Origin of the sequence: Streptomyces caelestis (assembly GCF_001279005.1) — a bacterium.
In the GTDB taxonomy this organism is placed as follows: domain Bacteria; phylum Actinomycetota; class Actinomycetes; order Streptomycetales; family Streptomycetaceae; genus Streptomyces; species Streptomyces heliomycini.
This window is the reverse complement of sequence record NZ_LGCN01000224.1, coordinates 27,983-47,021: the sequence shown is the minus strand read 5'-3', so window position 1 is coordinate 47,021 and position 19,039 is coordinate 27,983. Positions and strand designations below refer to the sequence as shown.

Genomic DNA, 19,039 nt, shown 5'->3' with positions numbered 1-19,039 from the left:
ACTGGGTGACCCAACAGCTCGTCTCCAACGTGCCGTTGAACGCCGCCGAGGCCGCCAAGATCCTCGCCCGGATGCCCGGCCACACCCCCTCCGCCGACGCGTCACCGCAGGTCGCCCCGAGTCCCCGCATTCCGGCCGTCGGTGCCCCGACCCCTCCGCCCGCCGACGGCTATCCAAGGAAAGACCCAGGGGAAAACACCTCCCACCATCCCGCCCAGCCGGAGTCGGGCCCGGACCCGGAGCCCGCACCGGAGACGACCGAGGTCCCCGAAACCGCCCGCGCCCTCGTCGCCGCCCTCCCGCACCTCTCCCCCGACCTGCGCCGCATCCCCCGGGGCATGCACGACGAACTCGCCCGCCTCGTCTCCCACTGGCTCACCGCCGGCCACACCCCCACCGCCATCCGCACGCACATCCTGCGCGGCCTCCCCGACGACGGCACCCCCGTCCACCGCCCCGGCGGCCTCCTGCGCTACCTGCTCCGCGACGTGCCACCTGTGCCCGACCCCGGTACTGCCTCTGCTGCCGAACGCCCGGCCCCCGCACGTCCGTCCAGCCGTCTCGCCGCCCTCCGCGAATGCGAGGGCGACCACGTACAGGCGACGCTCTTCCGTCCGGCCGGCGACGAAATCCTCTGCCGCCGCTGCCTCAACTCGCCACCGTCCGTGGTCCCGCCCCTTGTGATGTACGTCTGATACATGCGTGACGTGAGTGAGCCGGTAGTGGAATCCATGGCCGAGGTCCGCAGCCACCTCGCCGATGTCATCGACCGCGCCCGCCGTGAGGAAACGCCGACGATCATCACGCGGCGCGGCAAGCAGGAAGCCGTCGTGATCGACATCCAGGAGTACCAGCGGTTGCGCCAACTCGCCGAGGACGCCGAAGAGGAATGGCTCAACCGGCTGGCCGACGAAGTCGAGTCCGAAGGCGCCGACGGGTCGGTCTCGCTCGAAGAGATGGCCGCCCTGCTCCGCGACCAGCAGCGCTGATCCGCATGGGGTACGTCACGCGCTTCACCCCGCACGCCCAGCGGGACATGCTCAAGATCCCGCGCTCTGATGCCCTGCGCGTCCTGTACCGCCTGACCGAACTCCAGAAGGCGATGGACGCCGGGGACACGGCGGCGTTCGACGTGAAGGCCCTGCGAGGGCACAACGCCCGGTGGCGGCTCAGGGTCGGTGACTACCGGGTCGTCCACACCGTCGAGGACGGTCGGCTCGTCGTGTGGGTCCTGACCGTGGGCAACCGGTGGGAGGTCTACCGCCAGGTCCCCTGAAGCGTCAGCGACTCGCGCGGTCCGCACCGGACTGCCCGGAGGCCGCCCCCGACAGCCGCGACACGGTTGTCCGCCCCCCATGGGCAACCCGCCGTAGGGGTGACACACGGGCCTCCAGGCGGTGGGCGCGGGTGCTCAGGCGGCGGTGTTCGGGGGCGCTGCCGCTGCGGAGCTGGTCCACCGGCTTGCGGGAGGCGACGGTGACCAGCCGGCCCCGGGGTTGTCCGGGACGCCGGCCCCGGGCCACTGCGAAGCGTCAGCCCGCGAGCCGGAGCGTCGGCAGTGCCTCGGGCAGGGGCGCGTCCTCGCCGCCGTCGGGGTCGGGGTCCGGGTCGAACATCGTGCCCGCCCTGGGGTCGGACCGGCGCGGCGGCCGCACCCCCGACTCGTACCGCAGGGGCCACAGGTACGTGTCCGGGTCGGAGATGCTGTTGATCATGTGAGCCTCCGACTCGTAGCCGGCCAGCAGTGGGTGGATGCGCAGCGCGCCGCGCCTCGTGCGGCCCTCCAGGATGCCGACGTCCTTCAACTCGCCGACGGCGCGGGACACGGCGGCCTGGCTGATCCCCAGGCGCTCGGACAGTTCCGCTTGGGTGATCCGGACCGCGCCGCCGGGGCACTGCCGGGCGGTGAGGATGTCGAACACGTCGCGCGCCGTGCTCCTGAGCCTGGCGTTCGGGAGGTGCTCCCAGATCGCAGGATTGTGAACCAGAGGTGCGCCTGTCATCGGTTCCTCGTCTCGGACAGGGGCAGCTGAATCGTCCGGGCCTTGAGGACGTCCGTGATCCTCGCGGCCAGGGCGTGCTGCTTGCGGCTTCCCCACCGGTAGGCGTAGCAGGGATTCAGCTGGTACTGGCCTTGCATGTGCTTCCAGGCGAAGTTGTGCGTGTCGAGCATCTTCATGGCCCGGCTGATCTTCGAGCGATGGCACTGGAAGTGCGCGCCGAGGCCCTGCTGGGTTGCCCGTACCAGTCCGTCCTCGTCATGCGTGGCCACTATGTGGTCGAGGAGATCACGGGCCATCGGGCTCAGCTTGAACCGCCACAGGTTCTCGTGGATCTCCGTGGACAGGGCGAGGTGCTTGCCGCCGGGGAAGGCGTAGCCCTTCCGAGGCGGGTCGGCAACGATCGTGCCGCCGTTCCGGCTGATCTTCTCGAGTGCCTTGAGCAGCGTGCGCGACTGGTCTTCCAGGACGTTGCGCGACGGATAAGCGACACGTGACAGCCGAACCGCCCTCCGTGGTCCAGGGACAGCGACGCTACGCCTCGACGGGGGCACTGACCTGCTCCTTTTTCCAGCTTTCCTTGTAAGCGACATGCCTAACGAATCATTCAACTTTTGGTTTCACGCGCGGATCGGAGAGCGGCCCTTGCCATGACCAAGTTGTGCGTGCAGCTGCACAACTTCCAGGGTCCAGGACACCCAAGTTGTGCACCCAGGGTGCACAAAACTCCTGCATCGTCGCAGGTCAGAGAGTCGCCGCTATCTTTAAAGAAAGGGCGCGGGTCCGTGGGCGCGTGCGGCGCCGTGGGGGAGGCCCTGCGGTCCTCGCGCAAGCGCTCCGGTCCTCGGGGTGGTCCCACCGCGTGAGTCGGACCGGACGGTGATCCGGGGTGCGGGGCGATCGGCGACGGGAAGCGTGGCTGATGCCCATCGTGGTTGCCCGAGGCACACGCGCGCCCGACCGTCCGGCTGCCCGTATCGCTGTGGCCGGCTTTCGGTGGTTGCTGTTCCCACGGGCTCCCCGGTTCTTCCAGGGGCGGGACGGCGGGCCCGTCGGGTGGACGGCTCCACCGTGAGGGCCGCCGCCGTTCTCCGGCAGGACGGCAGGACGGCAGGATCCTCACCCGGGGACAGCGCCTACGCCTGCCCCGGTGGACCCCGGCCCGGGGTGACGGGGCCGGGGTGTGCCGTTCGTGAGGGGGTTCAGCCGGTGGAGGTCAGGACCCCGGCCACGGAGCGGCCGCCGAGTGCGCGGTCGGTGCCCGGGAGGACGCGGAGTTCCGCGTCGTCGGGGGAGGGCAAGGACATCCGGATCAGGTCCGGCAACCGGAGGACGAGGGCCGACGGGTCGGGCCGGTCCACCCGCACCACCACATGGTGGTCGAGCAGCCGGCCCATCAGGGACTGCACGGCCCAGGTGTCGCCGGCCAGCACCCGCCCCGCCTCGTCCATGTCGAAGGAGTCCGCCCCGGTCGACGCCAGCAGGACCAGCGCCCGGCGCAGCGACACGGGCAGCCGGGCGACGGCGGCCGACGCCCGGGCCAGCACGTCACAGGCCTCGTCGTGCAGTTCCGCCGCCAGGCGGCCGTCGTGCATCAGCCCGAGAGCCAGGTCGGGAAGCGTCCACATCGGGCGGGCCGCGAACTTCTCGCCCACGGCGCGCAGGGTGAGGGGGTAGTGGCCCATCAGCTCCGTCACCTCGCCCACGGCGCCGGGCCCGCCGGTCATGCGCTCGGGCCCGGCGACGCCCGCGAAGAAGGCTGCCGCGTCCGGGGCCGACAGCGGTCCCAGCGACAGCGTCCGGGCGCCGGGCAGGCCGGGCAGGCGGACCCGGGAGGTCACGAGTACCAGACTCGCGCCGTCGGCCGGCAGCAGCGGCAGCACCTGGTCGGTGCCGGCGGCGTCGTCCAGCAGCACCAGCAGGGACCGCCCGGCGCTGAACGCCCGGAACATCCCGGCGAGTTCGTCGGTGTCGTCGGGCAACTCCGCCAGGCCCGTGCCGCAGTCCCGCAGCAGCCCGCGCAGCACGGAGGCCGCCGCACGGGGGCGGTCGTCGACGCCGTGCAGCCGGGCGTGCAGCACCCCGTCGGGGAAGTCCCCGGCCAGCCGGTGCGCCCCGTGCACGGCGAGCGCGGTCTTGCCCACTCCGACCGGGCCCAGCACCACCACGACCCGCGGGCCCGAGCCGTGCGCCCCCGGTGGTGTTCCGTCCCCGCCCTCGCCCGTCAGGGCGGTCAGTTCGGCCAGCTCCCGGGCGCGGCCGGTGAAGTCCGGGGCGTCCAGGGGCAGTCGGCCGTGGACGGGCCGTGCGGGCTCGGGGGCGGGGGCGGCGGCCGACGTCTGTGCGGGGGGCGGCGCCACGACGGACGCGGCCTCCGGTCCGGGGAGCGCCTCGTTCAGTACGTCCTGCTGGAGCCGCTGGAGCCGCTCGCCCGGTTCGATGCCCAGGTCGTCGACGAGCCGGCGGCGCAGCCGCGCGAACGCCTCCAGGGCGGTGGCGCGCTGCCCCGACCGGTGCGCGGCGAGCATCAGCTGGGCGACGAACTCCTCGTTGAGCGGGTGGTCCGCGGTGAGCTGCCGCAGTTCTCCCACCAGAGCGCGGTGGCGGCCGAGCTGCAGGTCGGCGGTGATGCGCAGCTCCAGCGCGCTGAGCCGGGAGTCGGCGATCTGCGCGATCTGCGCACCGAGCAGCATGCCCGTCTCCAGCCCGGCGAACGGCTCGCCGCGCCACAGCGCGAGCGCCTGGCGCAGCAGTGTCGCGGCGGTGCGCGGGTCCCCTTCGCTCAGCGCGGTGCGGGCGCGCACGACCCCGTGCTCGAACTCCCACAGGTCCAGTTCCCCCGGCCGGAGCTCGATCCGGTAGCCGCCGGGGCCGGTCCGCACGCGCTCGTCCGGATCCCCGGGGCAGCGCAGCGCCTTGCGCATCTGGTAGACGTACGTCTGGACGGTCTTGCGGGCCAGGCGCGGCGGTTCGGTCTCCCAGAGCTCTTCGATCAGGGCCGAGGTGGACACCAGGCGGTTGGCGTTGAGCAGCAGCATCGCCAGGGCGCGCCGGGCCATCGGCGCGGTGGGCGTGCGGTCCTCGTCCTGCGAGCGGATGTCCAGCGGGCCGAGCACCCCGATCCGCAGCGCACCGCCGTCGGCGGCGGTGCGTGCCGTGTCTGTCATGACGTCCTTTTCCTTTCCTGCCCGCGCTGCGGGCCCCTCGCTGACGACGGCAGTGGGGTGCCGGTCCGTGGGTGTGGGGTCGGTCCGGGCGTGCCGTGCCTCGTACCACTGCCGTAGCCGGGTCCTGCGGAGCTTGCCGATGCCGGTCCTGGGGACGTCCCGGGCGTCCACCGGGACCACACGGGCCACGGACAGTCCGAGACGGTCGGCGACCCGGGCGCGGACGGCGGCTTCCGCCTCGTCCGGCGCGGTGCCGGGACGCGGGTGGTAGAAGACGGCGAGCTCGTCGCCGGCGGGGCCGGTGACCGGGCAGGCCACGGTGTGGGACGGGGTGACGAAGTCCAGCTCCTCCACCGCGGCCTCGATCTCGTGGCTGTGGCAGCGCACGCCGCCGCACTCGATCAGGTCGTCGGCGCGACCGGTGACGGTGAGGACGCCGTCCTCGACGAACGCCAGGTCCCCGGTGCGGAACCAGCCGTCCGTGGTGAAGGCGCGGCGGGTGTGCTCGGCGTCGTCGAGGTAGCCGCCGGTGACCGAGGGGCCGCTCACCTGGAGGTGTCCCACGGTGCCGACGGGGACCGGTGCGCCGCGGTCGTCGACGCAGCGCACGGCGGTGCCCGGGTGGGGCCGTCCGGCGGGCACGTAGCGGTCGTCCCCGGTGTCCAGGTCGGACAGCCGGCAGTCGACGACGCCCGCCGCGGTCTCGGACATCCCCCAGCCGGGGAACATCGCGTCCCCGGGCAGGCGGAAGGGGGCGAGCAGTTCCATGAAGCGCCGGACCACGGAGGCGTGCACGGCCTCGCCGCCGTTCATGAGGTAGCGCAGGCGGCTCAGGTCCCAGGTCCGGCCGGCGAGCCGGTGCGCCTGGTCGTTGACGAGCGAGAAGGCGAAGTTGGGCGCCCAGGTGGTGCAGGCCCGGTGCCGGTCGACCAGGGTGAGCCAGCGCAGCGGGTCGGCGAGGACCCAGTCCCGCCGGGCGTGCACCTGGTGGGCGCCGAGGTAGACGTCCCGCACGTGGAACAGCAGCAGTCCGCCGGCGTGGTCCAGCGGCATCCAGTTGACGGTGCGGGTCGCGCCGCCGAGGCCGTTGGCGTGGGCGGTGGCGACGCTGCGGCTGAGGATGTTGCGGTGGGTGAGCATCACGGCCCTGGGCGCGCCGGTGGAGCCCGAGGTGAGCAGCAGGGCCGCGAGGTCGTCGGGGCGGGCCGGGTGCCGGTGGTGGTCGGGGGTGGCGGCGCGCAGGTGGTGCGGGTGGCCGAGCCAGGCCCTGGCCCAGCCGGAGTGCGTCCGGGTGGTCGCGAGGACCCGCTGATCCCGGCCGGTGACGACGCGGGGGCGGCCGTGGCGCTCCCACACCGCGTGCAGCAGGCCGGGCCCGGCGGCGCGGTCGGCGCCGGTGCCGACGAGCAGCGGGACGAACCCGCCCAGCGCGCACGCCCAGAACACGGTCAGCAGCTCGGGTTCGTCGGCGATGTGCAGGACGACCCGTTCCCCGGGGCGGACCCCGGCCTCCCGCATCCCGCCGAGCGTCCGGGCCGCCTCCTCGAGGAGACGCGCGTAGCTCCAGTGGGTCTCGCCGCCGTCGGAGCCGACGAAGCACAGGCCTCCGGATACGGAGGTGAGCGCGGCCCGTACGAGCGCGTTGCCGAGCGTGGCGCACTCCGGCCGCGGGGCGGGACCGCCGTCGAGCAGGGAGAGGCCGGCGTCGGTCATGAACCACCACGCTCCCTGCGGTACTCGCGGGGCGTGATGCCGTAGCGGTCGCGGAAGAGCCGGCTGAAGTGGGACGCCCCGTAGAGTCCGGCCCGCTCCCCGATGAGTGCGACGGGCAGGTGGTTCAGGGAGGCGTCGGCGAGTTCGCTGCGGCAGCGGGACAGCCGTTCGTCGCGTATCCAGCGGGCGGGGCTGATGCCGTGCTCCTGGAAGATCTTCTGCAGGTAGCGCAGGGAGACGTTGTGCTCGCGGGCGATCGTCACCGGGCTCAGACCGGGGTCGGCCAGCCGCTCGCGCACATAGGTCTGGATGTTCAGCATCAGCGTCTGCCGGGCGATCTGCGGGTCCTCGGCGACCTCGCGCATGCGCTCCGCGAAGAGCGCGGCGGTCAGCCCCGCGACGCTGCCGCCGAGCAGGTCGACCGCGGTCTCCACCTCCCTGCCGTGCCGGCCGAGCCCGTCGAGCAGGGAGGACAGCAGGGCGGCGAGCCCTTCGGCGCCGGACCACGGCCGGGCCGTCAGGGGTTCGGCGTCGTGGGCGGTCAGGCCCACCAGACGGTGCGTCACCATGATGTCGACCAGGCGGAAGTTCTCCGGCATGACCACCTTGTAGGGGCGGGTGCTGTCGAAGCAGACGAGGTTGGGGGCGCGGACGATCCCGTGCCGGCCGTCCTGGAACACCCAGACCGTGCCGGTCAGCGGCCGTACCACGCGCAGGCAGCCCGCCGTGCGCGCGTCGATCTGCCGGGCCGGCCGGATCAGTTCCCTCGGGCCGTCGCACTTGACCAGAGCCACCCGCACCCCACCGAACTGGTGGGTCCGCGCGGTCCCGTCGATCGGCTCGTCGTGCCCCCTGACGATCTGCACTCCGTTGCGGCCGACGGGAAGGGGCCCGGCTAAGGCGTGCGTCGGCTTCAACTCGTCGATGCGTGGCACCGCATCAGCCTCCATCCGTGCGTACGGGACGGAACCGGCCACCCCCGTGGGTGCGCCGTCACCTCACCCTCAGGGAAACATACCCGCATGCTGGTATCGTAGCAATATCGGAGGCTTCGATGACGTGCAAGCCGACACATGTTCGATCGATCCGAGCCACGGCGAGGGGACGAGAACCGGACGGCACGGCCCGCACCGGCCCGTACGCGCTCGCGCGGTCGGGGCACCGGCAAGAACGCTGTCACCGGCCGCAGCCGCACACGAGCGGTGTCACGCCCGGTGACGTTCAGCGGGGTCGCGCTCCGCTGCGTGTCGGGCGACCGTGTCCACGCCGGGCGGGCGCACCTCTCCAGGGAGCGGACGGAGGCGTGGCGGGAGCGGGCCGGCGGCATCGGGGGGAGGTGCCAGGCGACCCGGAGGACGCCGCGATCGACGCACTCCGCCGGGGCCTGCGGCCGTCGGCCCTGCGCGAGTGGTTCGTCGAGGTGGCCACCAGCGCCCGCCGCGAACAGCCGACCTGCGAGCAGTCCCCGCTGGACCTGCTGCGGCCGGAGCGCGGCGACCGAGGAGCTCCGCCGCCGGCGGCGGCCGATCCGGGCCGGCCGCTTTCCCCGACCGAAGCGGCCGGAGGACTTCCGGTTCGGGAACCCGCACGTCTCACCCGGGATCATCGGCGGGCTGAAGAACCCCGTCCGGGTTCAGGAGGGCCGCCCCTGGTCCTGACAGGTGACGGCGGCACGGGCAGGACCCGTCTGCTGATCGGGGTCGGTACGGCGATCGCCGGGGCCGTCCTGTCGGTCCGCCGCACCACCACCGCGGCCCCGGTGAACGAGCTCGCCGAGGCCGAACGCGGCAGCCGGAAGACGCGATGACACACGTCGCGTCCTCGGGCTGCCGGCAGGATCGCCGACCTGGCCGGCCGACCCCGCACCGAGGTCAGTCTCTCGTCGGACGCAGGACGAGGCAGACGAAGCCCAGCACGTCCCGGTAGATCCGCAGCCATTGGTCGCGGTGGGTGGCGGCTGCCTCGAGCGCCTGGGCGCTGTCCGGATCGGTGGGGTGGTCCAGGGCCCAGGAGGCCAGCGACCCCGTCCAGGCCCACTCGTAGGCGTCGAGCTCCCGTCGGGTGCTGATGTGCCCCTGGACGGGCGTCCACCCGTCCGCGACGACCCGGCTCAGCGTGGTCGGCAGGTCGGTGAGCTCCCCGAGCAGCTCGACAGCCTCGGGAGAGGGGGCGCGGTCCCAGAATCCGTCACCGACCAGAACGTGCCCCCCGGGAGCCAGATGTCCACGCGCCGCCGCGAGGGTGGGGAGCAGGCCGCCGAAGGCATGCGTGGCTCCCACGCAGAGCACCAGGTCGAAGGCGTGGGAGGCGGCGAAACGCGCAGCGTCCTGAGGGTGGAGTGCCAGGCGGTCCTCCACGCCGAGCCGCCGCGCGGCCTGACGCGCGTGCGCCAGCGAGCTCCCGGAGATGTCGACGCCCTCGGCCCGCAGCCGCGGATGCATGGTCAGGGCCCGCAGGAGCCACTCTCCGCCGCCGCAGCCGAGGTCGAGTACGCGCTCGTCACCGCGTGACAGACCACGTTCCAGCAGCCGGCGCACCGAGTCGTCGTCGAGCGGGGCTGCGATCGGATGATCCGCATGGGCATGCCGGGAGATCTGTTCACGGTCCACCGGCGGAGCCTGACACGCCCGGCGATGCGCACGCACCTGATTTCCGGCGGGGCGCCCCGGGCCGGAAGCCGGATTCGACCGGTTCCGCACACGGCACGGATGACATGCCTTCCTTGAGTCGGCTCCGGTGCGGGCATCGGGACCCAAGGGAGGTGCGGTCCTCTCCTCACCCGCTCGGGTGAGGAGAGGACCGGCGGTGGAGCTCTTCCGCGGCTCCGCGCAGGGCGGTCCCGACGAGGCGGGCCGTCCGGTGTTGCCGGCGGGCGGAGCGGGCCAGGTCGGCCGCCTCCGCGGCGGCGGTCAGCCCGCGGTAGCAGAGGCCGTACGCGGGCAGCGCGTCGAGGGTCCGCCAGGCGCTCGCGTCGTCGTGGCCGTGCGTCCCGGGCGGTGTGTCGGACATCAGCCGGTGCGGGCGGGCGCCCTGCCCGGCGAGCGCGCGCCAGCGCCGCGAGTCGTGGACCTCCTCGCGCATCCGGCGCGCCAGGTGGACGGTGGCGGCCGCCAGGCCCGCCGGCCGGACCGGGGCCGCTCCCGGCTCGTCCAGTCCCGCGGTCGTGAGGGAGACGGCCGACGGGACGGCGGCCGGGGCGAGGCCGCCGGCCGCGGCGCGCTCCAGCCCGGTCAGGACGGCGTCGACGAGGCGGGCGTACCGCTCCAGGGAGGCGACGGACACGGCGTGCACCCCGATGCCCTCGGACAGGCACGCGGTGATCACCTCCAGCCCCGGGTCGGTGGCCGGGACGCGGATCATCAGGTTGGGCCGGCCGACGGCTTCGTGCAGGGCGCGCGCACCCGCCTCGGTGGCGCCGGAGGAGTGGGCCAGGGCGGTGGGGACGGCGGCGCAGACGTGGCCGTCGGCGCGGCCGGAGGCCTCGTAGCGGGGCCGCAGCCGGTCGGCGGCCCGGCGCGCGCCGTGGACGACCAGTTCGGCGAGCGCCTCGGCGGCCGGGCGTCCCCGCCGGGCCAGCGCGCGCAGGTGGGCGTCGTACCCGGGGTACGCCACCGCCGTGCCGTCCGCGCCGTGGGCGTGCAGCAGCCCGTCGAGCGGCCTGTCGGCCGTCGCGTCCCGGGCGGCGGACGCGGTGAGCAGCGCTGCGGTCATGGTGCCTCCTTGGGGCGCGGCCGCCGGTCGGCGGGGGATGTCGGCCGGCGGGGGCCGCCGTGGTTCCGGGAGAGGAGCAGCAGGGCGGCGGCGTGGGCGGTCGAGGCGAGCGTGATGTGGCGGTGCCAGCCGGCGAAGGTGCGGCCCTCGAAGTCGTACAGGCCGGTACGGCGGCCGGTCCCGGCCGCGTCCCGGGCGACCTGCGCCGAGGTGGCGGCCAGCTGGACCAGGGCGCCGGTGGGCCAGGCGGTCAGGTCCGTGAGCCAGAAGGCGGTGTGCAGCGGGCTGAGCAGGTCCTTCTGGGCCAGCAGCAGCTGTCGGCGCTGCGGCCCGGGCGGGGTGTCGGCCGTCCGGCACGGCACCCGGGCGACCTCGTGGTGGCCCGCCCAGGGGTCGGGGGCGCGTACGCGGCTGAAGCGGCGCGGCGGCAGGCCGCCCGCCAGCTGCCGGGCGGTGATCACCCGGCCGGTGGCGCGGCCGTCGGCGGTGAGGGGGGTCAGCAGCTGCGAGGCGCTGATGCGCAGGACGTAGGGGAAGTCCTCGGCGCCGAGCAGGGCGGCGACCCGGCCGGCCGAGGCCTGCCGGGCGTCCAGGAGGACCGGGCGGTGGGGCGCCCCCGCGGTGCGGGCGGAGTCGAGGACCATCTCGAGACCCGCCTCGAGGGGGTCCAGGGCGACCGTGCCGGCGGGGATGCCGGCCTGCTCGCGCAGGCGGGCGTCGCCCAGCCAGCGGGGGCCGAGCCGCAGGTGCCAGTCGACCGGGTAGCCGCCGCACTCGGAGGCGGCCCACAGCCCGACGGCCCGCTGCGCGGTGCGGGAGCGTCCCGTGTGCGGGTCGGCGACGTGGTCGGCCCCCACCCCGCCGTGTCCGGTGCGGGGCATGGTCGTGGTGCGCACGACCCAGGCGCGGGGCGGTGCGAGCGCGCCCATGTGGCGGGCGAGCGCGGCGCGCACCGGGGCCCAGCTCCAGGTCGAGTCGCTGATGAAGTGGTGCAGCCGCTGGGCGTCGGCCGGCACCCCGGTGTGCGAGGCGATGTTGCGGATGGTCTTGCGCCCGCTCGCCGTGAGCAGCCCGCGCAGGTACAGCTCGCCGCTGCGTCGCTGGTCGCGGCGGGCGAGGGGGTGCAGGACCCCGTGGGAGAGGCCGGCGAGCACCTCGGTTTCGGGGTCGGTGCCCGCGGCCGCCCCGAGGCCGGTGCGGGGGAGGCCGTCCGGACCGGCGCCGGGTCGGGCGCCGGTGTCCCGCAGGGCGGCCGCGGGCCCGTTCACCTGCCGACCCGGCCGTAGGCGGCGTCCAGCAGCCCGGCCGCGGGGTCCTCCAGCAGACCGGGGCGGCCCGGCGCGTCCAGGACGACGAACCTGAGCCGGGTCCCGTGGGCCGTGCCGTCGGCGGCGAACGCGGTGCGCAGCCGCTCCCAGGCGTAGCGGGGGTAGGACGTCGGCAGGCCCAGCGACTCCAGCAGGTCCCGGTGCCGCGCCACGTGCTCGGCGTCCAGCCGCCCCGCCTCGCGGGCGAGTTCGGCGGCGAACACCATGCCGATGGACACGGCGCGGCCGTGCCCGACGCGGTAGTTCTCCGCGTGTTCGACGGCGTGGGCGAGCGGGTGGCCGTAGTCGAGGAACTCCCACGGGCCCTCGGCCGGCGGGGCGCCCGCGACCACGGCGGCCTTCGCGCGCATCGCGCCCTCGATCAGCTCCCGGGACCGCTCGTCCGCCGGGTCGGCGGCCGCCCGCGGGTCGTCCTCGATCAGGTCGAGGAGGGCGGGATCGCCGATCAGGCCCGCCTTGACGACCTCGGCGAGGCCGTCGGTGTAGTCGGCGCGCGGCAACTGGGCCAGCAGGTCCAGGTCGCACACCACGCCGGCCGGCCGGTGGCGGACGCCGACCAGGTTCTTGCCCTGCGGGATGTTGAGGGCGGCGCGGCCGCCGACCGCGGCGTCGACCATGGCCGCCGGAGTGGTGGGGGCCAGGACCAGGCCGATGCCGCCCTGCCAGGTGGCGGCGAGGACACCGGCGAGGTCGGCGGTGGCGCCGCCGCCGAGGGCGACCACGGCGTCGGAGCCGGTGAAGCCGGACTCGGCGAGCTGCGACCACAGATAGACGAGGACGCCGGCGTCCTTGGCCCCCTCGCCGGGCGGCACCACCAGCGGCAGCACGTGGCGGCCGTGGCGTTCGAGGTCGCCGGCGATCCGGTGGCAGGCCGCGGCCAGCTTCGGGGGGTGGACGATCGCCACGCGCCGTACGTTCTCGCCGAGCATGCGCCCGGCCTGCTCGTGCAGGCCGCTGCCGACGACGACGGGGTACGGCGCGGGGCCGGCCGCGAGCAGGGTGGTGGACGCGGCGGACGACTGGATCGGAAGGGTCACGTTCTGCCTCATTTGACGGCCAGGTGGGTGAGATAGGCGTGGTGGTTGCGGGCGGTCTCCGGCACGCTGTCGCCGCCGAACTTCTCCAGGGCGGCGTCGGCGATCACCAGGGCGGTCACGGCCTGGGCGACCACGGCGGCCGCCGGTACCGCGCACACGTCGGAACGCTGGTGGTGTGCCACGGTGGCCTCGCCGGTGGCCGTGTCGACGGTGGCCAGGGCCCGCGGCACGGTGGCGATCGGCTTCATCGCGGCGCGCACCCGCAGGAGTTCGCCCGTGGAGATGCCGCCCTCGACACCGCCGGAGCGGCCGCTGGCGCGGCGTACGCCGTCGTCGGCGGGGACGATCTCGTCGTGCGCCTCGGAGCCGGGGACGGCGGCGAGGGCGAAGCCCGCCCCGAACTCGACTCCCTTGATGGCCTGGATGCCCATGAGGGCGCCCGCCAGGCGCGCGTCCAGCCGGCGGTCCCAGTGCACGTGCGAGCCGAGACCCGGCGGCAGTCCGTGCACCAGCACCTCGACGACGCCGCCGAGGGTGTCCCCGGCGCGGTGCGCCCGGTCGACCTCGGCGACCATGGCCGCCGACGCCGTGGCGTCGAAGCAGCGCACGGGGTCGGCGTCGAGCCGCTCGGTGTCCTCGGGGCCGGGCAGCGCGGTCGACGCGGAGCGCTGGGTGCCGAGCGCCACGACGTGGCAGGCCAGTCCGATCCCGTACGCCTGCCGCAGGAAGGCCTCGGCGATGCTGCCCAGCGCGACCCGGGCGGCGGTCTCGCGGGCGCTGGCCCGCTCCAGGACCGGCCGGGCGTCGTCGAAGCCGTACTTCTGCATGCCGGCCAGGTCGGCGTGGCCGGGGCGGGGGCGGGTGAGGGGGGCGTTGCGCGCCTGGCCGGCCAGGTCCTCGGCGGGGACCGGGTCGGCGGCCATCACGGTCTCCCACTTGGGCCACTCGCTGTTGCCGACGCGGACGGCGAGCGGGCTGCCGAGGGTACGGCCGTGCCGTACTCCGCCGAGGAAGTCCACCTCGTCGCGTTCGAACTTCATGCGCGCGCCGCGCCCGTGTCCCAGGCGGCGGCGGGCGAGGGCGTCGGCGACCTCGTGGGTGGAGGTCCGCACACCGGCCGGCAGTCCCTCGAGCACGGCGGTCAGGGCCGGCCCGTGCGACTCGCCGGCGGTGAGCCATCGCAAAGCAGACAATGCACTTCCTTCGGTGGGGTGCGGAGCGCCGGAGCCGGCGCGGGAGGACAGGGGCGGACACCGCCGCGGGGGCCCGGTGTTCCCGCCGCGTCGGCTACTCCTCGAGCAGGTCGGGCTGCTCGGCGACGATCTCGTCCCACAGCAGCTGGAAGCTGAACCGGCCCAGCTGCTGGTTCCCGAAGCCCTCGCGGGCGGCCAGGGCCTGTTCGTGGGTGAGGGTCTGCGGGGTGCCCGCGGCCCGGGCGAGCAGCTGCACCTGGGCGCAGCTGTCGTAGGTGAGGAACCAGTGCACGGCCTCGTCCAGGGAGCCGCCCACCGTGATCAGCCCGTGGTGGCGCAGCAGGACGGCGAGGTTGTCGCCGAGGCTCTCGGCGATGGCGCGGCCCTGGGCCACCGAGACGGAGGGGCCCCGGTAGTCGCCGTAGAGCGCCTGGCGGCCGTAGAACGCGGCGGACTCCTGGTCGACGGGTTCCAGGAGCCGGCCGAGCGCGCCCAGGGCCCGGGAGTGCGGGGTGTGGCCGTGGGCGGCGGCGGTGGCGTCCGGGTGCAGTGCGTGGATCTGCGAGTGGATCACGAAGGCGCTGGGGTTGACCGGGTGGCGGCCGCTGACGACGCGTCCGGTGGAGTCGACGCAGATCAGGTCGGCGACGCGCACCCGGTTGAACGAGATGCCGAAGGGGTTGACCCAGAAGCGGTCCCGGTGCTCGGGGTCGCGCACGGAGATGTGGCCGGATATGCCTTCGCCGAACCCGTGCTTGCCGAACAGTCTCAGCGCGGCCGTGAGCCTCTGCTTGCGGTGGCGGCGGGCCTCCTCGTACGTGGCGAAGTACGGCTCGCCGGGGATCGGCAGCCCGGTGGCGGTGTCGGCCAGGTGGGCGGGGCGGGGCTCGGTGGCGGTCGTGCTCATGTGCGGGTGGGTCCTTCCTGGTAGGGCGGTGCCCGGTCCGGCGGCCGTCAGGCGGCGACCGGTTCGGCCTCGCCGCGGGCGGCCTGCACGGTGGCGGAGTGCTCGAGGATCGCGGCGACGATGTCCTGGCTGCGGTCGACGAGGGAGGGGATGCCGAAGGTGAAGAACAGGGTTCCGGCGGCGATGTTGCCGAGCCCGTACAGACGCGGGTCGGGACGGCCGTTGCTGGTGAGCCGGCTGGTGGCGCGGGCCAGCTGGAGCCCGCCGTGCGGGTGGCGGCTGGCCGCGCGGGCCCGGATCAGCGAGGTGACCAGGGGCATCGCGCCGGCGGGGATGCGCCCCTCGGCGGCGTTGACGGCGCTGATCACCCGGTCGGCGCGGAAGGCGGTGCCGTCGGCCGCGAGCACGTCGAAGCCGCTGTCCTCGGCGGGGGTGACGTCGAGCAGGCCGGAGAACATCTCCAACTGTCCCGCCTCGACCAGTTCGAGCAGGACGGCGGCGCTGCCCGGCGGCATCGGACAGCACAGGCTCATGATGGTGCGGTAGTGGGCGCGCAGGACCTGGATCTTCTCCGCCTCGCGCAGCATCGGCCACACGTCGGGACCGGTCTCCGGCACGGCGCGCTGCAGGATGCGCAGGCCCATCCGGGGCGAGTCGACCTCGTCGATCTGCCGTCGCAACCGGTCGACCGGGTCCTCCAGGTCGACGCGGATGATCTCGTGGATGACGGCGTCCAGGTCGGCCCCGGCGTCGCGGAACTCCGCCCGCAACACCGCGGCGACGTCCTCGACGGCCAGCTCGCGCCGCCCCTTGGCCGTGCCGCGCATCCGGTCCGGCGTCAGGTGGCGCAGCTCCACGTGGACGGGCCGCTGCCGCACGCCCGGCAGCACGCCGCGCCGCGACAGCAGGCTGATCGGGCCCTGGTGGCCCCGGGAGACCAGCGACAGCACGATGTCGACGGCCGTCAGACCGCTGCCGATGACGGCGACGTGCTCGTCCTCGCCGATGTCCCCGAGCGCGCCGGAGACCGGGTAGGGGTCGCCGACGAAGCCGGGGGTGCCGCCGAGCCCGTAGACGTCCTTGGGGCTGTCCCCGCCGACGGACAGCACGACGTAGTCGAAGGCGCGGGAGGAACCCGGGCCGGTGCGCAGCAGCACCCGGTCGGCCAGCCGGGCGGCGGAGGTGACGGCCTCGCCGATGATGTCCACGCGCCAGCCCTTGCGCCGCAGTTCGGCGAGGGCCGCGTACGCGGACTCCTCCAGGTAGGCGCCGTAGACCGGGCGGGGCGCGAACCGGGCCCCCGACATCCGGTCGACGCCCTGGCGGACACCGGTGACGCGGTCGCGGGTCTCCAGCCAGCGTTCGAAGTGGCCGGGGTCGCCGGCGCGGACGGACATGTCGTCGGGGGGCGCGTTCACGCGCAGCGTCTCGGTGTCCACCTGGTAGGCCCGGCCGCGCCACAGGTGGGGCGAGGGCTCGAACACGGTGATGCCGCCCGGGTCGCCCTCGCTGCGGGCCAGGGCGTCGATCAGGCAGACGGTCGCCGCGCCGCCGCCGACGACACCGATCGAGATTCCAGAGGACATGTGTCAGTCACCTATCGGTATGCGGAGGGCTCGGGGCGGGGAGGCCGGGAACCCGGCTCCGCACGGATGCGGGACGCGGCGGCGGCCCGCCCTTGCCGCGGACGGCCGCCGCCGGACCTGACCGGGGGTGTCGCGGGCGCCGTTCCCGCAGAGGCCGTTTCCGCGCCGGTCGCCTTGGCGGGGGCCGCCCGCACGGAGGCCGGGTCCGATGGGGGACGTTCCCGTGGCGGTCATGCCCGCGAGAGCTCGAGCGGCACGGGGGCGGGGGAGCCGGCGGTCACCGCGCCGGGCCGGCGGCCCCGTTCCCCCCGGTGCGTGCCGACGGCGCACACCGCGGTCGCGAAGGGGCACACGACGGCGCGCGGGCCGCTCGGGGCGTCGACGGCGCCCGCCGTCCGATCCGCTGCTGGGGCCTGGCCCATGGTCGATCCTCTCCGGGTGAGGGACGTGCGGCGCCGGGTCCGCGGACGGAGTGCACGGGAGACGGACGCGGAGGTCCGGCGGTGACGGGAACGGTCCGCTGCCGACGACTCTAGGAACGAACCCGATCCACGATTTGCCGCCCCGCGCACGGACCCTTGCGGAAACACGCGCCCCGACGCCCCCTCCGCGTACGCCCGCCGGCCGGCGGGCGGGGAGGAACGGGCCGACAGGGCGAAGGCGCGACCGAGTTCATCGCCGACCGCGATGACATCCGGCTCGCCGCCCGCGCCCGGGCCTGGTTCACCGTGCTCGAGGAGCTCGGCGCCGACGCTCCGGCTCAGCCGGTGTTCCGGGCCCTGACGGCCACCGGCCGGCTCGCCTCCCGGGCGCACGCCACCCGGCGCGGAAAGCCCGTGAAGGGCGGCGCGATCAACGAAAGCGTGCAGCTCCTCGCCGACCGGGCCGGTCATCCCTCCATCGCCGGGAGGAAGGTGAGGGCGCACAGCCTGCGGGCCGGCGCCAACGCCGACATGATCACCGCCGGGGCACCCCGGCGGGAACGCGACCGGCGCGGCCGCCGGTCGCCGGAGTCAAACACGGCGGACACCGTCCATGACCGGCTGGTGATCGATCCGCGGGACGCCCCGCTGTCCAAGGCGCCCCTCTGCGGGCATGTCCGGACGGAGGTCTGAGCGGGATCACTCAGCCGGGGTGCTGACGCATCGGAAGCCGGTGTCGTCGTCGCGCATCGTGGCGTTGGCGTCGTTCGCCAGGGGAGGAGCCGCGCGCGTGAGGGGGCTCGTGAAAGCGCTGCCCTTCACCTCGTAGCGGCCGGGCTCCGACTCAGTGGCGCACCACTCCCGCCACCAGGGTCCGGGCATGGTGGCGGCGTACGCCTGTACGTGCTCGGTTGATGACGCGCTGCCCACGGGTTCTCGTCGGTCCGCAGTGGACGGTCGGCAGCGTCGGAGGGCCGGGCACTTCTCACCCCACCTTGATGACGACCTTGCCCGAGGCGTGACCGTTCTCGACGGTGGCGAGGGCGGCCGGGGCGTCGGGGAGCGGATGGACCGCGGTGATCACGGGTGCGAGGAGTCCGTCGAGGGCCAGCCGGGCCGACCGCTCCAGGTTCTCGCGGTCGACGCGACGCTCGACGAAACGCCCACCGAGATCGGGCACGGACATATCACCCACGGCGATGACGTTGCGGGGATCCTGGGCCAGCGGAGCGACCGTCCGCAGCGAGGCGCCTCCGGCCAGGTCGACGATCCCGTCGAAGCCGTCCGGAACCAGCTCGCGTGCCGCGGCGGCGACGTCCTCGGCGGTGTAGTCGATGAACCCCACCCCGATGGCCTCGGCGTGCTCGCGTTTGGCGGTACTCCCGGTGCCGATCACACGCAGCTCGCGCCCGACGGCCAGCCGGGCGACGGCGAGGCCGACCCCGCCCCCGACCCCGTTGACCAGGACCGTGGCACCGGCCGGGAGGCCGAGCTGGTCGAGCACGTCCACCGCGGTCGTCCCGGCTACCGGCAGCGTTGCCGCCACGGTCGCGGACAGACCCTCCGGGATGCGCGCGGTGTTCGGCGCGGACAGCACCGTCGTCTCGGCGTAGGTGCCGCCACCGGTGAGTGCGAAGCCGAAGACCGCGTCACCCACCTCGAGCCCGTTGACGTCCTCGCCCCGGGCGAGAACGGTTCCGGCCGCCTCCATGCCCAGCACACGGGGAAACGGACGCCCGCCGTCGAGCCCGTCGACCAGACCCGAGCGCAGAAGGTGGTCGAGGGGGTTCACGCCGGCGACGTCGACCCGGATCAGCACCTCGCCGCGACCGGGGACGGGATCAGGACGATCGAAGAACTCCTGCACCTCGGGCCCGCCATACCTGCCGAAACCCCACGCCTGCCCCATCTTCCGCCGCCTCTCGTACGACCGGCCCGGTGATTCCGGGCGCTGTCGCCATCCTCACCTCTGACA

General features: G+C 74.6%; 18 protein-coding genes. 5 read left to right on the top strand and 13 right to left on the bottom strand.

What is annotated here, in order from left to right; all coding sequences use genetic code 11:
- The 3 genes from ADK41_RS28150 to ADK41_RS28140 all read left to right on the top strand — a co-directional run.
- Positions 1-695, top strand: a 695-nt coding sequence (locus ADK41_RS28150; protein WP_037804741.1) for a hypothetical protein, incomplete at its 5' end; no start/stop codon positions are given.
- 3 nt (positions 696-698) lie between these two features.
- Positions 699-989 carry a type II toxin-antitoxin system Phd/YefM family antitoxin gene (locus ADK41_RS28145; RefSeq protein ID WP_420706774.1) on the top strand — a complete coding sequence of 97 codons (291 nt, stop codon included), beginning with the start codon at positions 699-701 and terminating at the stop codon, positions 987-989.
- 5 nt (positions 990-994) lie between these two features.
- The gene (locus ADK41_RS28140; RefSeq protein ID WP_030831007.1) at positions 995-1,276 is read left to right on the top strand and encodes a type II toxin-antitoxin system RelE family toxin; all 282 of its coding nucleotides are present in this window, start codon (positions 995-997) and stop codon (positions 1,274-1,276) included.
- A gap of 256 nt (positions 1,277-1,532) precedes the next feature.
- Here the strand turns inward: ADK41_RS28140 and ADK41_RS28135 are convergent, their stop codons facing one another.
- The 4 genes from ADK41_RS28135 to ADK41_RS28120 all read right to left on the bottom strand — a co-directional run bounded on the left by ADK41_RS28135 (position 1,533) and on the right by ADK41_RS28120 (position 7,815).
- Entirely contained in the window at positions 1,533-2,003 is a 471-nt protein-coding gene (locus ADK41_RS28135; RefSeq protein WP_030831004.1) for a helix-turn-helix transcriptional regulator, read from the bottom strand.
- Positions 2,000-2,554, bottom strand: coding sequence for a hypothetical protein (locus ADK41_RS28130; RefSeq protein ID WP_051843351.1), 555 nt, complete (start codon positions 2,552-2,554; stop codon positions 2,000-2,002). Before ADK41_RS28130 ends, ADK41_RS28135 begins: the two co-directional genes overlap by 4 nt.
- A gap of 648 nt (positions 2,555-3,202) precedes the next feature.
- The gene (locus ADK41_RS28125) at positions 3,203-6,880 is read right to left on the bottom strand and encodes an AMP-binding protein (RefSeq protein WP_051843349.1); all 3,678 of its coding nucleotides are present in this window, start codon (positions 6,878-6,880) and stop codon (positions 3,203-3,205) included.
- A complete protein-coding gene (locus ADK41_RS28120; protein WP_030830995.1) occupies positions 6,877-7,815 on the bottom strand; it encodes a helix-turn-helix domain-containing protein in 939 nt (312 codons plus the stop codon). The genes ADK41_RS28125 and ADK41_RS28120 overlap by 4 nt, the downstream gene beginning before the upstream one ends.
- 401 nt (positions 7,816-8,216) lie before the next feature.
- Here ADK41_RS28120 and ADK41_RS28115 point away from each other — a divergent pair, with 401 nt between their 5' ends.
- Positions 8,217-8,687 (top strand): hypothetical protein, encoded by a 471-nt coding sequence (locus tag ADK41_RS28115; protein ID WP_051843346.1) that lies wholly within the window; start codon positions 8,217-8,219, stop codon positions 8,685-8,687.
- Positions 8,688-8,751: 64 nt separating this feature from the next.
- On the opposite strand, the gene ADK41_RS28110 is transcribed toward ADK41_RS28115, so the two are convergent.
- The 7 genes from ADK41_RS28110 to ADK41_RS28080 all read right to left on the bottom strand — a co-directional run bounded on the left by ADK41_RS28110 (position 8,752) and on the right by ADK41_RS28080 (position 16,642).
- The gene (locus ADK41_RS28110; RefSeq protein WP_030830992.1) at positions 8,752-9,489 is read right to left on the bottom strand and encodes an SAM-dependent methyltransferase; all 738 of its coding nucleotides are present in this window, start codon (positions 9,487-9,489) and stop codon (positions 8,752-8,754) included.
- A 166-nt stretch (positions 9,490-9,655) separates the two neighbouring features.
- Positions 9,656-10,591: a transaldolase family protein gene (locus ADK41_RS28105; protein WP_051843344.1), complete on the bottom strand. Its 936-nt coding sequence runs from the start codon at positions 10,589-10,591 to the stop codon at positions 9,656-9,658.
- The gene (locus tag ADK41_RS28100) at positions 10,588-11,859 is read right to left on the bottom strand and encodes an IS701 family transposase (RefSeq protein WP_051843342.1); all 1,272 of its coding nucleotides are present in this window, start codon (positions 11,857-11,859) and stop codon (positions 10,588-10,590) included. Before ADK41_RS28100 ends, ADK41_RS28105 begins: the two co-directional genes overlap by 4 nt.
- The gene (locus tag ADK41_RS28095; protein ID WP_234318926.1) at positions 11,856-12,956 is read right to left on the bottom strand and encodes a 3-dehydroquinate synthase family protein; all 1,101 of its coding nucleotides are present in this window, start codon (positions 12,954-12,956) and stop codon (positions 11,856-11,858) included. The genes ADK41_RS28100 and ADK41_RS28095 overlap by 4 nt, the downstream gene beginning before the upstream one ends.
- An 8-nt stretch (positions 12,957-12,964) precedes the next feature.
- On the bottom strand, positions 12,965-14,149 hold the full coding sequence (aroC, locus tag ADK41_RS28090) for a chorismate synthase (RefSeq protein WP_078662061.1): 1,185 nt from the start codon (positions 14,147-14,149) through the stop codon (positions 12,965-12,967).
- 94 nt (positions 14,150-14,243) lie between these two features.
- On the bottom strand, positions 14,244-15,056 hold the full coding sequence (locus ADK41_RS28085; RefSeq protein WP_051843340.1) for a class II aldolase/adducin family protein: 813 nt from the start codon (positions 15,054-15,056) through the stop codon (positions 14,244-14,246).
- 47 nt (positions 15,057-15,103) lie between these two features.
- On the bottom strand, positions 15,104-16,642 hold the full coding sequence (locus ADK41_RS28080) for an FAD/NAD(P)-binding protein (RefSeq protein ID WP_051843338.1): 1,539 nt from the start codon (positions 16,640-16,642) through the stop codon (positions 15,104-15,106).
- 578 nt (positions 16,643-17,220) lie between these two features.
- Between ADK41_RS28080 and ADK41_RS28070 the strand changes: the two genes are divergently transcribed.
- On the top strand, positions 17,221-17,757 hold the full coding sequence (locus tag ADK41_RS28070; protein ID WP_030830967.1) for a hypothetical protein: 537 nt from the start codon (positions 17,221-17,223) through the stop codon (positions 17,755-17,757).
- A 6-nt stretch (positions 17,758-17,763) separates the two neighbouring features.
- On the opposite strand, the gene ADK41_RS28065 is transcribed toward ADK41_RS28070, so the two are convergent.
- Together ADK41_RS28065 and ADK41_RS28060 are read right to left on the bottom strand one after the other, a co-directional pair.
- Complete coding sequence (locus ADK41_RS28065; protein ID WP_234318924.1) at positions 17,764-17,946, bottom strand: hypothetical protein; 183 nt, start codon at positions 17,944-17,946, stop codon at positions 17,764-17,766.
- A gap of 103 nt (positions 17,947-18,049) precedes the next feature.
- Positions 18,050-18,973 carry an NADP-dependent oxidoreductase gene (locus tag ADK41_RS28060; RefSeq protein WP_030830961.1) on the bottom strand — a complete coding sequence of 308 codons (924 nt, stop codon included), beginning with the start codon at positions 18,971-18,973 and terminating at the stop codon, positions 18,050-18,052.
- Positions 18,974-19,039 lie beyond the last annotated feature (66 nt).